The organism is Sagittula salina, from assembly GCF_017813235.1.
Lineage (GTDB): Bacteria > Pseudomonadota > Alphaproteobacteria > Rhodobacterales > Rhodobacteraceae > Sagittula > Sagittula salina.
In genome coordinates this window covers 1-254 of sequence record NZ_JAGISH010000072.1, presented here as the reverse complement: position 1 = coordinate 254, position 254 = coordinate 1, and the positions used below count along the sequence as shown (strand labels likewise).

1 protein-coding gene is annotated in these 254 nt (G+C 55.1%); it reads left to right on the top strand.

The genetic code is table 11. The features are described from left to right. Positions 1-48: 48 nt before the first annotated feature. Positions 49-254 (top strand): hypothetical protein (locus J5474_RS22605; RefSeq protein WP_209364269.1); only part of this gene is annotated, 206 nt, incomplete at its 3' end.

The following is a 254-nucleotide window of genomic DNA, read 5'->3' as shown; positions in this document are numbered from 1 at the left end:
CGTCCTGGCGTTGAAATCACCAGTAGGTGGTGCTTGGAACGACCGCGATTGTTCACAGATCGCGGTCTTCTGGTGGCTTTTATTCTCGCAGAGAAGGGACTGCGAGCTCCGCTACGTCGTGGCTTACCGAATTTAGAGTACGAGCGGTATGGCAACGCGTGGGTCATCGTATTACACCGTACGAGAGCGGCGGTGACTTTGACGGAAGAAGAGCTGCCCAATGAGACCCGTGGCTGTGATGACGAGAAAGAGCA